This window comes from Actinomadura sp. 3N508 (assembly GCF_044326375.1).
Lineage (GTDB): Bacteria > Actinomycetota > Actinomycetes > Streptosporangiales > Streptosporangiaceae > Spirillospora.
On the sequence record NZ_JBIRAX010000016.1, the window covers coordinates 92,338 to 106,208 of the forward strand.

Annotated in this window: 10 protein-coding genes and 3 pseudogenes; 2 read left to right on the forward strand and 11 right to left on the reverse strand. The window is 64.1% G+C overall.

Annotated features, from left to right (window positions below; genetic code table 11):
- Positions 1-218 precede the first annotated feature (218 nt).
- On the forward strand, positions 219-674 hold the full coding sequence (locus ACH34S_RS38375; RefSeq protein ID WP_395957828.1) for a hypothetical protein: 456 nt from the start codon (positions 219-221) through the stop codon (positions 672-674).
- Between the two features lie 247 nt (positions 675-921).
- On the opposite strand, the pseudogene ACH34S_RS38380 reads toward ACH34S_RS38375, so the two are convergent.
- The 5 genes and pseudogenes from ACH34S_RS38380 to ACH34S_RS38400 all read right to left on the reverse strand — a co-directional run.
- Positions 922-1,392 (reverse strand): annotated as a pseudogene (locus ACH34S_RS38380) (IS3 family transposase); the annotation flags it as partial.
- Between the two features lie 108 nt (positions 1,393-1,500).
- A complete protein-coding gene (gene ltrA, locus ACH34S_RS38385) occupies positions 1,501-2,796 on the reverse strand; it encodes a group II intron reverse transcriptase/maturase (protein ID WP_395957887.1) in 1,296 nt (431 codons plus the stop codon).
- Between the two features lie 667 nt (positions 2,797-3,463).
- Positions 3,464-3,931 carry an IS3 family transposase gene (locus tag ACH34S_RS38390; protein ID WP_395957829.1) on the reverse strand — a complete coding sequence of 156 codons (468 nt, stop codon included), beginning with the start codon at positions 3,929-3,931 and terminating at the stop codon, positions 3,464-3,466.
- Positions 3,931-4,287, reverse strand: coding sequence for a transposase (locus ACH34S_RS38395; protein WP_395957830.1), 357 nt, complete (start codon positions 4,285-4,287; stop codon positions 3,931-3,933). Before ACH34S_RS38395 ends, ACH34S_RS38390 begins: the two co-directional genes overlap by 1 nt.
- A gap of 15 nt (positions 4,288-4,302) precedes the next feature.
- Entirely contained in the window at positions 4,303-4,542 is a 240-nt protein-coding gene (locus tag ACH34S_RS38400; protein ID WP_395957831.1) for a hypothetical protein, read from the reverse strand.
- Positions 4,543-5,721: 1,179 nt separating this feature from the next.
- Between ACH34S_RS38400 and ACH34S_RS38405 the strand changes: the two genes are divergently transcribed.
- Positions 5,722-7,560, forward strand: a complete 1,839-nt coding sequence (locus ACH34S_RS38405) for an ATP-dependent nuclease (protein ID WP_395957832.1) — start codon at positions 5,722-5,724, stop codon at positions 7,558-7,560.
- 77 nt (positions 7,561-7,637) lie between these two features.
- Here the strand turns inward: ACH34S_RS38405 and ACH34S_RS38410 are convergent.
- The 6 genes and pseudogenes from ACH34S_RS38410 to ACH34S_RS38435 form a co-directional block, all read right to left on the reverse strand.
- A pseudogene (locus ACH34S_RS38410) lies at positions 7,638-7,978 on the reverse strand (transposase family protein); the annotation flags it as partial.
- Positions 7,979-8,061: 83 nt separating this feature from the next.
- A pseudogene (locus tag ACH34S_RS38415) lies at positions 8,062-8,235 on the reverse strand (LuxR family transcriptional regulator); the annotation flags it as partial.
- A gap of 302 nt (positions 8,236-8,537) precedes the next feature.
- A complete protein-coding gene (locus ACH34S_RS38420; protein ID WP_395957833.1) occupies positions 8,538-9,074 on the reverse strand; it encodes an RNA polymerase sigma factor in 537 nt (178 codons plus the stop codon).
- An 812-nt stretch (positions 9,075-9,886) separates the two neighbouring features.
- Positions 9,887-11,842, reverse strand: coding sequence for a recombinase family protein (locus ACH34S_RS38425; RefSeq protein WP_395957834.1), 1,956 nt, complete (start codon positions 11,840-11,842; stop codon positions 9,887-9,889).
- A gap of 65 nt (positions 11,843-11,907) precedes the next feature.
- Complete coding sequence (locus tag ACH34S_RS38430; protein WP_395957835.1) at positions 11,908-12,888, reverse strand: DNA-methyltransferase; 981 nt, start codon at positions 12,886-12,888, stop codon at positions 11,908-11,910.
- Positions 12,889-12,944: 56 nt separating this feature from the next.
- Positions 12,945-13,760, reverse strand: a complete 816-nt coding sequence (locus tag ACH34S_RS38435; RefSeq protein ID WP_395957836.1) for a replication-relaxation family protein — start codon at positions 13,758-13,760, stop codon at positions 12,945-12,947.
- Between the last annotated feature and the right edge of the window lie 111 nt (positions 13,761-13,871).

A 13,871-nucleotide genomic window follows, 5' to 3' on the forward strand; every position in this document is an offset into this window, starting at 1 on the left:
CGTCGGGGCCGCGACACTAGCACGGGTACTGGACCGAGACCGGCTGCGCCAGCGTGCTCCGGAGGCCGTGTACGGCTTCGCCCGCGACGCCCAAACCGACAACGAGGTCCTCACCGCGGTGTCCTATTGCGCGACCGCCGCCCGCAATGACCGCGCCGGGCCCTGGAGGCTGGCGTTACACGTCCCAGCGGCCGGACGGCCTCCGTACGGATCTGGTCGTGGACGCACGGTGGCGCCAGATCCGCGTCGAACTCGTCACCCCTACGTGGTGGGTGCGGGGCGGTGTCACGGGGCCGGAGGTCGCCTGGGTGCGCGCGGCGGAGGAGACAGGCACCGAACACGCCGAACGGGCGGCCGGCTTCATAGCCGACTCGCCCGGGTTCCTCATCGCGGTCGCCCGCTCGTTGGGTCTGGAGGAGAACGCGGAGGCCGACGTCCGTCTCGTCCAGTTGGGCGGTCCGTCCCTCTCGCCGCTCACGACCCTCTGGCGCTGGCGGCGAGCGGGAACGTCCGTCCACGAAACCGGAACGGAACCGCTGCCGGTCTCGCAGTACGAGGTCACGGACCTCTCCACAGGGGAAGTCGAATCCGTCCACCTGGCGGGCGATGTGGTTCTCGCCGCCCCTGGGATCGAGCTAACCGACCTTGAGTCGCCGCCCAATCTGCTGGGCTAGCCCGGTCGTCACCGCAGGCTTGAGGCAACGGCCACGAGGACGTACTGGCCACGTTCCAGAGGGACGATCGAGGACGCGACCCAGCCGGGCACGGCGACATGGGCGCCGGGCGAGGGACGCACCATGAGGTGGCGTCCCCATGGCTGTCCGGGTATGGCCGCCCGGGCGGCCAGCGGGAATGAGATGCCCCGGGTTTGGTGAAGTCCTTGATGTACCCCGAGTTTCGTGGTGTCGGGATACTGGAATCTCATGCGAGTAGTTGGGCTGAGTGGAGTCTTTCGTACTCGATGGGGCTGAGCATCCCGAGCGCGCTGTGGCGGCGTCGGCGGTTGTGGAAGATCTCCAGGTATTCGAAGATCGCGTTGGCCAGTTCGATGCGGGTGTGCCAGCGTTGCCGGTTGAGTAGTTCGACCTGCATCCGGCCCCAGAACGACTCGATGACCGCGTTATCGAAGCAGTCGCCGACCGAGCCCATCGAGGCCACCAGGCCGGATGCCTTGGCGCGCTGGGTGAAGACCCAGGAGGTGAATTGCACTCCGTGGTCGGAGTGGATCAGGGTGCCGGGCTGGGGTTTGCGGTTCTGGATGGCCATGCCGAGTGCGTTGGTGACCAGCGTGGCGGTCTGTGCCGAATCGATGGACCAGCCGACCACTTTGCGGGAGCAGGCGTCCAGCACCACACAGCAGTAGACCTTGCCCTCGCGGGTGGGGTGTTCGGTGTAGGGGTCGGACCGCAGCGCCCTGCCGGTCTTTCGGCCGGTGGGTTTCTGCGGCCCGCCCTCCGAACCGGACGTGCGACTCGTCGCCGCATCCGGCTCTCCACGTGTTCATGCCGTTGGTGCGGGTGTTCCTGGCGTCTGGGCTGGCGACCATGGGGTGGGGATGCGAGTGCCCCGGTATCGGTAGCGTTCGATGACCACCGTTGCGGGGCGGAACATCTCGATCCCTTCGGCTTGGATCTGCCAGCCCGGCGCGAAGCGCCGGATGAGGGTGTGCATGTTCAGCCCGAGGTGACGTTTCCGGAGCCAGCCGACCACTCGCCAGAAGGCGTAGTGGTCGATATAGCCGAACGTCCGGGACGAGACCCCGTGACGGAAGTAGTTGCACCATCCCCGCAGCACCGGGTTGAGACGGCGCAGCAGGTCGCCCAGTGTTCGATGGCTCCGGCGGCGGGTGAGTGCCCGTATCTTGTCCACGATCGAGGCCAGCGCCTTCTTCGAGGGGTAGGTGTAGACAGCTCGTTTGCCGCTTCGGTTTCGCCAGGCTCGGCGCTGGATGCGCCAGCCGAGGAAATCAAAGCCCTCGTCGATGTGGCAGATCCTGGTCTTCTCGGCCGACAGGCGCAGGCCCATCGGTGCCAGGACCGTGCCGACCTCGTCCCAGAGCGCTTCGGCGTCGGCGCGTTGCCCGGCGAGCATGACCACGAAGTCGTCGGCATAGCGGACGAGCTTCATGACCGCGCCTCCGGCGCGTCGGTGCTTGGCGCGTGTCCATTCCGGGCCGAGCGCCTCCCATTTGGCGGCGAAGTGCTCGTCCAGAACCGACAGGGCGATATTGGCCAGCAGCGGTGACAGGATCCCGCCCTGGGGTGTGCCGGTGATCGTCTCGCGGTTCAGGCCGTCCTCGGACAGGACGCCCGCGCGCAAGAACGCCGCGATCCAGGCCAGGACACGTTTGTCTGCAATGCGTGCCCGCACCCGCCCCATCAGGGCCGGGTGCGAGATCTCATCGAAACACGCCGTGATATCACCCTCGAACACCCACTCGTAGTTCCGATTGGGCGAGGCCAGGTAATGGATCTCGGCGATCGCGTCCTGGGCCCGGCGTCTCGGGCGGAAGCCGTAGGAACACGGCTGGAAGTCCGCCTCGAAGATCGGCTCAAGCACCAGTTTCAACGCGGCCTGCACGACCCGGTCGCGGGTTGTGGGGATCCCCAGGCGCCGGACCTTGCCCGACCCTTTCGGGATCGCCTTCTCCCGCACCGGATGCGGAAGGAACCGGTTGGCCTTGAGGTCGTCTCGCAGCCCCCCAGCAGGTCCGCCGCGGCCGGGCCGATATCGCGGGGCGCGATGCCATCGACTCCGGCCGTTCGTGCGCCCTTGTTGCCCCGCACCCGGCTCCAGGCCACCGCCAGGAACGCCGGGTCATAGACAAGGTTGCGCAGATCATCGAAGCGACGGCCAGGATCGGCCCTCGCCCATCGGTGCAGCTTGCGTTGCATCGCCCGTACTCGCCACTCGGCCTCATCAAGGCCGGGCCACGACGCGCCGGTATTCACCAGCGGCCTCCGGGATCAGCACCCATGCCGCGAACACGCTGGACCCCTTGGCCATGTGACCGGCTTTCCCGGTCCCGGACTACTACGGGTCCTCCGCCCCACCCCGGCGGCATCAGCCGACGGCGGGCCTTCCCACCAGATCGCCGGCTGCGATCGAGGCCGGGGGCCACCGGGATGGTTCCCACGTTCACTGTCGAACCGTTCGACGGGGTCGGCGCCCAGCTATGCCCCTGCAGCATCGCCGCGGCTACGCCGCAGACCTTCACCGCGGCCTCCCGACCGGCGACATCAACCGGCCCAGAAGTTGCCCGCACCACATTGCCGTGCGGGTGCGCGCTGCTACCCAGCCCCGATCCGCCAGGTTCGAGCTGGTGGCTCTCTTGAGGAGCGTTCAGCCGCTGGTTCCTCACGTGCGCCCTTCCGTCTCGCTTGCCGAGCACGGGCCATCTGGCAGTACTGACCCGCCTCGTCGTTGACAGGGCTGCTTCCCGCCCTCCCCGGCACCTCCCGGTTCAGACTGCCCTCTGCTTCACCCGGCCCGCTGCGACAGGCCAGGGACGGTGTCCTTTCACCACCGCACGGTTCGTCAGCGCCTCGTGGCGCTCGATGTCGGTGACCCACAACTGATCGGTTCGGCTGCGGGTGAACTGGCGATCGACCAGGTCGGCCGCGGTCGGGGTCTGGTGGATCGGACGGCGCCGCCGGGAGCCGGGTAGACCACGAAGGCCGGCGCGGCGCATCAGCATTTCCACAGCACCGTGTCCGACCGCGATGCCCCGCCCGAGGGTGAGTTCGGCGTGCACGCGCTGACCGCCGTAGGTACCGCGGGACTCGGCGTGCACCCGAAGGATCTGCTCGGTCAGCCAGGCGTGCCGGATCGCTCGCATCGAGGGTGGCCGCTTGCGCCACATGTGGAATCCGGATTCAGAGACGCCCAGGACACGGCAGCAGACCTTGATGGGCAGCCCCTCGCCGGCCATCACCGCGATGGCTTCGAAGCGTCTTTTGGGGGCACCGCCCGCTTCACCAGCTCGACCGCTCGGCGAGTGACGGCCAGTTCGGTCTCCAGTTGGGCGATCCGGCGCCGGGCGGCGACCAACTCGGCGTGGTCGTTCGAGGTCAGTCCCGGCTCCAGCCCAGAGTCGATGCGGTCTTGGCGCAGCCAGACGTAGATGGTCTGGCTGGGCATCTGCAAGTCCGCAGCAACCTGCCTCACGGGGCGGCCGGCCTTGACCAGATCCAGCACCTTGCGACGGAACTCAGGGGGATAACTTCTGGGCACCTGGGGGCACTCCTCATGATCGAAGACACGAGGATCCCAGTAACACGACCCCACAAAAGCCGGGGTACATCATTTCGCAAGTTGGTCGAGCGCGCCGCGCAGCTCCGGCTCTGGCAGCGGATCATGAAAGCCCACACTCCGCGCCTGCACGACGATCTCGTCGAGGCCGGCCATCGGACCCCGGGTGGACAGCTCCTCCAGCGCGGCCAGGAGGGCCGTGTATCGCTCTCTCACCAGGTCATCCGGCAGGGCGAACACGAGCCAGTCGGCTGGGAGGACCGACTGCCACCACCGTCGAGGCTGCTCCACCCGCCACCTCCCGAAGGTCGCCTTTCCTCGTCACCCTCCGCGGACAAGTGTGACGGTCGGCTATGACAATTCTCGGTAAACCCAGTCACCTCGCCGGAAGTGGCCATGAGAGCGACGCCGATCCGCCCAGGTCAGCGCCTCGCTCCGACGGAGCGGGTCGCTCCGGTTCGCGCAGATCGGATGGCCCCCGAGACCTGGGATCGTCGCCTTATCGGGGTTCCAGACCCGGTCTTTCCGTCCTGGACATGATGCTGAAGGCGGCCGACCGCGGGCGCGATGACGGGAGCCGCAGGCGGCGGCTTCGAGCACGACGGTGCCGAAGGGTTCGTAGTGTGGCGCGCAGGCGAAGTATCGGCGAGCGCAGGAGTTCAGGGACGCGTTCAAGGGGGATGGGTCCGAGGAACTCGGAGTCTCCCACGCTGAACCGCCCGGTTCGTCCTGCGACGCTTGGCCGCGACCCTGGGCTGCCCCACCGGGTGGTTGTCGTCGCGGAACACTGTGAAGCGAAGTACGTGGCCTTGCTGTTATGGGCGGAAGTGCCCCGGGGCACCAGGTCGGCCTCAGGCCGGCCCCACGCGCCAGAGCTGGCTCGTCCGGAGCATGGTGTTTAGGCTGGTCAGGGGTGGCGTGCGCGGCAGGATTCGAACCCGCGACCGTCGGATTAGAACGCGCAGGCCGCCGCGCTGTGTCACTATGCACCGTTCCGTCTGCCCGGCGGCGCTGTTGAGTAATGTCTTGTGCCGCTCAGGCCCGACCCGTTCCGCGACAGACGAGCAAACAACGAGCGAACATGACACCCGCGCCAGCAACTTATGCAGCTGGCGTTTGAGCCGGTCGATGCCGCACTCCACGGCATGGCGGTCGCGGTAGTCGCCGGGATCGGCGGCCCGAGTGGGCAAGGCGGCAACTCATCGACCGAGCCCGGCGGCGGGTCCGAGCCGGTGCCTCTAGCGGGAGGTGGGCGTGGATTCTTCGATCGCCCGGGCACACCAGCACGCCGACGACGCCCGCATCGGCCTGGCGAGCAGGTTGAATCTCTGATCAGTCGGGCCATGCGGACGTCCGGCGACTCCCTCCGGTTTACATGCCTTATCGTAACGGCGCACTGCGGTCAGTCACCGAATTGGGTTGCGGTGGGACGCCTGTGAGCAGTGAGGTTGGTGTGTGCGGATACAGCGGGTGGCGATCAGGAACTATCGGTGTCTGCGAGACGTGGACATCCGCTTCGACGACATCACGACCTTCATCGGGCCGAACGGGGTGGGCAAGTCCGCGGTGCTGCGGGCCCTGGAGTGGTTCTTCAATGGCCCGCCGGGGGGCCGTGGGCTTACCGAAGACGACGTGTGGGCAGGGGCCGAGCGGAAGCAGATCAGTGTCGGGGTGGAATTCTCCGACCTCACCGACACGGACCGGCACGCGCTGGGCAAGTACGCGGCCGGTGACGTCCAGACCGTGTGGTTGTGGCGCCGTTGGGAGGACGGTTCCGACAAGCTGTCGGGACGCGCTCTCACCTACCCGCCCTTCGACGAGATCAGGGCCATCAAGGGTGCGATGGATCGCCGCAAGCGGTACAAGACGCTGAGCGACGAAGGCCCCGGGCTGGGCCTGCCGCCTGTCAAGAATGCTCAGGAGCTGGACGACGCGATGGCCAGGTGGGAGCGCGAGCACCCAGAGCTGCTTGAGGGGACGGAGCTCGATTCCGACACTCACTTCTTCGGGTTCGCTGGCCAGGCCAAGATGACTGGCCTGTTCGACTACGTATTCGTCAGCGCCGATCTGCGGGCCGGCGAGGAGGGGCGGGATGTTAAGGGCTCCGTCATCGGGCGGATCCTGAACCAGGCCATCGACCGCAGTGAGGCGGAGGAGGAGATGGCCGAGCTGCAAATACTGGTCAACGCGAACCGGGAGAGCATCCAGAGTAAACACTTCGGCAAGCAGCTGGAATCTCTCTCGGATCAGCTGACCACGGAGATCGAGCAGCTGACCATGGGTCGGCGCGTTCAGGTCGACTCGCTTGTACCCGAGCTGCTGTTGCCGCAGGCGCAGTTCCAAGTCTCCATCCAAGACGGCACCGCGCGCACCCGGATCGACCAGCAGGGACACGGCTTCCAGCGCGCCCTGCTCGTCACCGCCCTGCGTGTCCTCGCGCAGAGCGCCGTCACGGCAAGCGATCGCACGATCCTACTCGCGATCGAGGAGCCGGAGCTTTTTCAGCACCCGGTGCAGGCCCGCGCATTCGCAGCCATCCTGCGCAAGCTGGCCGCCGACACCGGCCACGGGGTCCAGATCGCGTACGGGACGCACAGCCCGTATTTCTTGGAGACCGAGGGCTTCGCGCAGATCCGCCGGATGACGCGCGAGTTTGCTCAAGGTGCACCGTCCGTGCGGATCCATTCGACAACCGCCGACCACGTCGCGGCCCGACTCAGCACAGTGCTGGGCCGGGACCAGATCGACCGGCGGCTGACCAACGTGTACCTCCTGAACCTCCCCGAGGCGCTCTTCGGTCACGCCGTACTCCTGGTGGAGGGCAGCACCGATAAGGGTGTTTGGGAAGGTTGTGGTCAACGCTTGGACCCGCTGAAGAGACACAGCGTCGTGGTGGCCAACGTCGGGGGCAAGGACAACATCGCGTTGGCGCATGCGGTCCTCACCGAGTTGGGCGTGCCCTGCTACGCCGTCTTCGACGGTGATGCCAACTGCAGAGCGGATAAGGTCGAGGAGAACAAACGCAAGAACCGCTTGCTGATCGGTTACCTCGGTGGGGTGCCAGAGGACTTTCCGGTGACGAAGGTGCACGACGCCTATGCAGTCGCCCACGAGGACCTGGAAACGTATCTGCGCAGTGAATGGTCCGACTGGGAGGACGCGCGGCGATCGCTCATCACCGACGGGCGTGGAGTGGACGGTAAGAACTGGGCCACCTACCGGCAGGCCGCCGTTGAGGCGGTCTTGGATCCGCCGGCGTGGCTCAGCGACGTGATCTCCAAGGTCCGGGATCTGTGCCCTGACGGGTGAGACGGCGCCTCCGCGGAGCGAGAGTCCCGCCATAGAAAGTCCGCTTTTGAGGTCCCGAATGAGGGGCTCCGGCCTTCCTAGGGTGAGACCCTTAGCGTGATGCGGTCTCGCGGAGTTGCAATGTGGATGCCCTTGGCGAGACGTTCGGCGCGGTGGCGGGGGAAGCAGCGGAGCTTCCGCAGGGTTTGCCATGACTCGAGCTGGGCGTTCGCGCGTTCTCCGGGTCCGCGGAGCTTGGCGTGCGCCCGGTTGGCGTCCTTTTGCGGTTCGGGCTTGTCTCATCCCTTGAAGGGCGTGAGGATGTGCGCGCTGGCGCTGTGGTAAGCCCTGTCGGCCAGCACGAGCAGGCCGGTAGCGGCAGTGCTCGGATGACGCCCCAGATCCGGGTCGGTGCGCTGCCGGATCTCCTTGTTGAGCCGCTCCTGGGGGTTGTTGGACCGGTAGACTCCAACCCGGCCCCCATCGGCAGGATGGGGACCGGGGCCGGGGAAGCGTAGTCCGTCAGATCAATTGCCTTCGGGCGGCCCAGATCACTGCTTCGATGGGCGTGTTGACCTTCAAGCGATCGCAGATTGTTCGGAGTCGGCTGCGGAGTGTCCGGACGCTCAACTCCAACTTGCGAGCAGCGACGTCAGCCGTCACCCCGGCGGCGATCAGCGCGAGAAGCCTGATCTCAGCTTCAGTCAGCTCGAACTCTTCCTCACCCTTACTAGGCGTGAGGGTCAGTGTGGCCGACTTGGTAGCCGAGAGGAGGTCCGCGTCCTTGGGACCGGTGAACATACCGACGCCAAGACTGCCGCCAACATCATCGCCGCACAAGGGGGCGGTCGGCGCAAACTCCTCGTCCCGCTGTGCCGTAATGGCAGCCAGCCCGGCGTGCAGGGCCAACGAATCCTGCAGAGCCTGTTCCGTGCGGACATCGGCCACCTGGAGCAGCATGTCCAGGGGATCGATTGGGGTGTCGTCGTGGTGGCCGGTCATTCGTCGCCTGCCTCTCCAGCCGTGCGGAGCAGCAGTTCCTTAAGCCGCTCTCTCGCCCTATGCAGGTTCTGCCGCACGGCGGCCTCGTTGATGCCCATCTCTTTCGCGATCTGGGCGTTAGGGAACCCGTCGTAGTGCCAGGCCATCACTTGCCGCTGCTTCATCGGCAGAGTGTGCAGCGCGTCCATAACCCGTTGTTCCTGCTCACCGAGCTCCACCGAGTCGAGCAGCGGGAACGCAGCTCGGTCGGGCACCGCGTCGATCGGTGTTTCAACCGGGGGGCGGCGCAAGTACTCGCGGACCGCAACCGTACGAAGCCACGCCTTCGGTTCGCGGATCCGGTCCCATGACCCCCAAGCCAAGCTGAACGCCGACTGCGCCGCGTCGGTGGCTTCCGTCGTCGAGGCCCCGTGCTTCATGACGAATCGCATGAGCTTGGCCATTTCATTCTCGTACAGCGTGCTGAACTCCTGGACACCCGGTCGGGGCCGCGCTGCCCGTGTCGCTACGCGTTCGGGTGCCGCATCACTCATCCGCGTTCTCCACGTGGTGTCGGGCCGACGTCGACTTGGACCAAAGAGCCGTCCGCTCCATGGTCGCTCATCCGGCTTCCAGGCGGGAGCGTCCGCAACATTTCCGATCTCGTCCTTTGCCGTGTCCGGTCAAGCTGGACGTGTGCCCGCAGCCGAAGCCACAGCCCTGTGAGGCCGACCGCCGAGCAGCCGATCACCACCGCTTCGCTGAGCCACGTCGGTTCCATCCGGCTCCGCCTCTCGAGGTCTACTCGTGTCGCCGCCGGGTCCGCTACGGGCCCGGGTTTCAGGAGTTAGTAGGCGGAGTCGGCGGTCCCGTGACATCGCCAAGGTCAGGCGATAGCCGCACACGCCGCGGCGCGTGCCGGGGCAAGCAGAGCGGGCCGCTGAGCACTAAGCGGTCCTCCATGCACCTGATCAAACGCGAAGGAGACCACCGGTTCGTGAGATTCCCACCCGGAAGAACGTGATTCTTGCCGTCAGTGGCGGCTATAACGCAACATCGTTCGCCGCCACAGAAATCGGGCGCAGGCTAGAGTGGCGCTCTCATGGCCGCTGGCTCTCCGGGACCCGTGCGCATGATCAGGCGTACGGCCGCAAAAATCGCCGGATGCCAGGTCATGTCGGTGGCGACACAGACCCGGCCAGCGCATGGTCGGCCAATTCGTCGCCTGGCGTTTGGCTCCCTGCCGGATACCGGGCGTGGTCTGCTGTCAACCCGTCGGATTAAATTGCCCGCACGTCGATGCGTGCGGCCTGCGTCCGGGCTCAACATCACCGTCATTGGTCGGGGCTGCCAGAGCCCGATGGGGTCAAGTCTCATCCTGTCTTGGCCCTCGCCCCGGTTCGAATACGGTAGGGGGTACCAAATGAATCTTGTGCAAACCGTTGAAGATCGCCCCTGGGCGATCTTCTTCGTTGTTGCCCCCACCCCCGTACAGCGCCCTGAACAGGCTGGCTGGCCTCACGCCGTCAGATGAGTCCACTCCTACCCCTGACGCTGCCGCCTCGTCAGGGAGCATCTGGGCGTCTGCCATCGCTGATGGCGGGTCGAGCATCTGGACGAACGGCTCTGTCAGGTCACAGCGCTCCACCTCACCGTCCCGCCCGATGTACAGCTTCTGGAACAAGCCCTGATTGATCTGCCGTCTCACCTTCGGCGGGGCAGTCACGTACTGCCGTTCACAGTGAACAGCCACGACCAACGCCCTAGCCAACGTGTCATCCAGCTCACCCAGCGCTTGAGTGGCTCCCTGGATGGCTTGCTCAGCTTCGACGGTCTCTCGGGTGATACGCACCATTTCGCGCTTCATCAGGTCAAGCGGGACGGCATCGGCATAATGCGCTTGGAGCAACTTCTCGCGTTCGCGGCCAAGCCCCTCCAGTTGCTTTCGCGCCCGGATGACTGCCGATTCCCTCGCCTGGCGCTCAGAGGCTAACTCTTGGCGAACCGCTTCCTGAATGGCTTTCACATGGTGTGGGGCGATACGGAAGCCAGCGTAGAAACGAGCGATGCCCACTTCGATCTTTTCAAGTCGCACACTGGTACGGCTGCAGGGATTCCGCTTGGTGCGACGGTTGATACAAATGAAGTATTCATAGTAGTCGTTGCGCCCCTTGTTGCGACTGTAAACCAGTCGGCTACCGCACTCGCCACAGAAGATCGACGACTTAAGGTAGTGCGGATGCTGGCGCGTCTTTTCGCCCACGTAGTTGTGTGAGCGGAGGACCTCTTGGATACGCAGCCAAGTTTCCGGGGAGATAAGCGCCTCGTGCTTCCCTTCGTGGAACACTCCCCGGTAGGGCACAACCCCAAAGAAATAGGGATTGGTGAGTAGACGGTGAATGGTCTGCGGAGAAATGGGCTTCCCTACCGTCTTCTTGCCACCGCGAGTCCTGAGTCCCTGCGCATTCAGAGCGTCCGCAAGCTGAATAACTGTCCACTCGCCGGTCGCATACTCCAGAAGCATCCAGCGAATCAGCGATCCGCGTTGCGGGTCAACAATGATATCCCGGATGATTTCCCCGTTCTTCACCTCCTGCACATTGAGATATCCCAACGGGGAGCGGTACGGCGTGCCGCCTGTTTCGGCCTTCTTGTTCATGCCCTTCAATACTTCAACCCCGAGGTTGTCGGAGTGGTACTGGGCAACATCAGCCATCATGTTATAGAGCAACCGACCAGCGGGCGTGTCGTCAACGGGCTCAGACACTGAAACAAGCTTGGCTCCAGCTTTGGCGATCGCCGCGTTAATCTCAACGTCGTCGGCTCGGTTACGCGCCAATCGGTCAATCTTGTGGACGATCACATAGTCGATGCGCCGCCCTTTCAATTCATGTAGCATCCGCTGCAAATCTGGGCGACGAGCAGATTTAGCCGATTCGCCTGCATCAATATACTGCTCAACCACAATCGCGTGCATAGCCTGAGCTTTTCCGAGGCACGCATCTCGTTGCGCCGGAATCGAATAGCCCTCGGCTTCGCCGCCGACGCTTGCTTGTTCCTCGGTACTGACCCGCAGATAGATCACCACACGAAAAATATGGCTGGATTCGCTCGCGGCACTCAATGCCGCTTCCGCGATGTGGGTGCGACCGACGACTTCGCCAATAGCACCTCCATCACTAAGCTTGGAAATGAGCCTTTGACGAGCATCTTTATCGCGTGCGAGACGCACTTGCCGTTCATCGTGACCAGGTGCCCATTCGCGGCGATCTCCACTAAGGCCTTGCTCATGCTCGTCATAGATTGGAGGTTCATCACTCATTTGCTGGCCTCCTTCTGATGTGTAAGTCACCCCTCATTCTCTCGCTGTTACGTAAGGCTGCCAAGTCAGGAATCTGCATCCCTAGTAGCTCGCCATGCCGCCAATCGTCCAAGGGCCAGTTCTGCATAGGTGGGATTCAACTCCACGCCGAGCCAATCCCGTTCATGCATCTCAGCAGCAAGTGCCACTGTTCCCGCGCCAAAGAACGGGTCAAGCACGATGCCCGGATGCCATCCTGCATTACAGGCGCAAGCGGGCCGCCACGCCCCAGTTGCCAGCAATCTTCCATGAAGGCGCTGTTTGCTTCGCTGCCAGGCTTGTCCGCACTGCTCACAAATTCGCGCTGGACACGTTGCCAGCAACGGCCGCTCGACAAGCTTGCTTGGAAAAGTGGCGAAGTGGTTGCCATGGTAGCTGGCTGTTCCTATAGGCCATACATCACCCGGATTCTTGCCAAGGGGATGGCCCGGCGTATCATCCGCACCCAGTTTGGTGAGCCCACTGTTGATGTTGTGTCCGCGATCAGTCCGCCGAGGCAGCACACCTTTCGGCGGGTATGACCGATCACTTTTCGTGTGACGGCCAGCATGGGCGCGATCATCCTTATGCGGCACGCGGATAGCGTTGAGATCAAAGAAGTAGCGAGCCGACTTGGTAAAGAAGAACACGCTTTCGTGTGTGACACTCAAACGATCGGTGACATTGCTGGGCATGGGATTGGTTTTGGCCCACACCACCCGGTTGCGGAGTATCCAACCCGCGCGGAGCATGGCCAGCGCCAAGCGTTCAGGGCCCATTAGCAGGCTCTTTTTGGCCGCGCCTTCTCGCGGATGGTGGGCGTAACTGTCGCCGAGGTTGAGCCAAAAGCTGCCGCCCGCCTTCAGTACCCGACGAACTTCTGCCGCAATCGTGAGTAGATTTTGCACCCACGCATCAATATCCGCTTCTAGCCCGAGTTGCTCAGGCTGGCCGTAATCTCGCAGAGCGAAATAGGGTGGCGAGGTAATAACGCAATCGACACTGCTTGCGGGCAAGCCGGCGAGCACTACCCGAGCATCCCCAATGAGCACTTCGTTGCGCGGTAGTCCGCGCGAAAGTGGCCTCATTCCCCCTCTCCGGTTGGGGCTGTCAGCCAAGTGACGCCATCCCTTAGCGGCATTACTGCAAAGAGCTGCTGAGTCTCGTGGGCCATCTGATGAATCACCTCCGCAATCTTGATTCGTCGATCTTCGTCCGGTACGAGCCACAGCACCAGCGGAAAAATGCCGCTCATTTGTTGTTCAATGCCAGTTCGCCAGTAAGCGCCAAACGCCTGCAGTTTGCGTCTGACTGCAGGCGCTCGCTCGCTTCCCATATCCATCTCGATAAAGGTATGGCGCTCGAAGTCACCAACTCCAAGGCGCACATAGGCATCAGACTTCAAAGTAAGCGCGGCTCCGCCGATACCCGTAAATCGCCGCCAACATGCGGGTTCCCCATCGAAGCTGAGGAGTTCAGCCTTTCCCGCTCTATGCGCTTCAACCAATTCGACATAGAGCTCAGCCACAGCCAGTATGTGGTCTTGAAACGCTGGCTTGGTTTCCCAAATCGTACGGCGACGGCCACCAAACGGGCCGCTCGTTTCTAGAATTGCGAGGCCAAGGCCGGACAATCCATAAATGAATCCGCTCGATCCTGCCCGCACCCCACCGATTCGGCGAGCGAATCGCACCACTACTTTCAATTCGTACAATCGCTGCAACAGACTGCGTGTGCGACGCGCTTGCGTTGCCGCTGACCCATCCGCCACATGCAACCGCTGGATGTGCTCAGCCCGAAGCAACCGCAGGTGGAAAAGCGTTCCGAGTACAGCCATATCCCGATCACTCAGCCGAGCCTTCAGCCGGGCGATTCGCCCGCCCGCATTGCGCCCGCTCATACAGGAATCCTCTGCGACTGGCAGAGAGTCACTGGTGTTTGCGTGCTGTCTTCACTGGCCAGGGCGTAAGCATCCTCAACGCGGACGGTAGGCCGAGCGGTAGGGCTTGGC